Annotated in this window: 1 protein-coding gene; it reads left to right on the top strand. The window is 28.9% G+C overall.

Annotated features, from left to right (window positions below; all coding sequences use genetic code 11):
• Window positions 1-63: 63 nt before the first annotated feature.
• A protein-coding gene (locus tag Tmeso_RS15770) for an IS3 family transposase (protein WP_242967966.1) occupies window positions 64-1,094 on the top strand; the annotation gives its coding sequence in 2 pieces (ribosomal slippage) (window positions 64-310 and window positions 310-1,094; 1,032 coding nt annotated over the 2 pieces). This gene is flagged as partial in the annotation.

Genomic DNA, 1,094 nt, shown 5'->3' with positions numbered 1-1,094 from the left:
CTTAATTAGACAATAAATACTCGGACATGATAATATTAATTAAATAAAATCGGAGGAGATATCATGTCTAATAAACATAAAAGATATACAGATGAATTTAAGCAACAAATAGTAAACTTAGCTAACAACGGTAAATCAGTTAAGGAAATAGCTAAAGAATATAATATAGCTAGATCAACGGTAAATAAATGGGTTTCTGATTATAATAATACAAAATCTTTTAAAGCTAAGGATAATAGAAGTGATGAAGAAAATGAACTTATAAAACTTAGAAAACAGATTAAGCTCCTAGAGATGGAAAATGATATTTTAAAGCAAGCGGCGCTGATAATGGGACGAAAATAGCTATTATTAAAGCAAATGTAGTTAAATACAGTATTAGCGCCATGTGTGAGCTATTAAATATATCTAGAAGTCTTGTTTATTATAGCCCTGTGGAAAAATCATGTGATAGTAAATTAGACAATGACATTATAACTATTTTTAAGAAAAGTAGAAATAACTATGGTACAAGAAAAATAAAAAAAGAATTGAATAAAAAGGGATATAAAGTGTCTAGAAGAAGGATTGGACGTATCATGCAAAAATATGGGCTAGTCTCTAGTTATACAGTTAAGCAATATAAAGTGTATTCACCCAAATGTAATGAAGAAAAAATTGAGAATATTGTTGATAGAGAATTTAATACACAAGAGTGCCTAGAGGTTGTGGTAAGCGATTTGACCTATGTAAATGTTAAAGGGAAGTGGAACTATATATGTATATTATTAGACTTATATAACCGTGAAATCATTGGATATGCTGCTGGCAAGAACAAGGATGCAAAACTTGTATGTAAAGCCTTTTCCAAGATTAAAATACCTATTGATGCGATTGCAATATTCCATACTGATAGGGGAAACGAATTTAAGAATAAAGCTATAGATGAGTTGTTGACAACTTTTAAAATAAGGCGTTCCCTAAGTAAAAAAGGATGCCCTTATGATAATGCCGTAGCAGAAGCTACATTTAAGGTTATAAAAACTGAATTTGCTTTCAATAAAATATTTGAAAATTTCGAACAACTAGAATATGAATTATTTGATTATGTAAAT

This window comes from Tepidibacter mesophilus (assembly GCF_002724055.1).
Lineage (GTDB): Bacteria > Bacillota > Clostridia > Peptostreptococcales > Peptostreptococcaceae > Tepidibacter_A > Tepidibacter_A mesophilus.
This window is presented reverse-complemented; position numbering and strand designations above follow the sequence as displayed.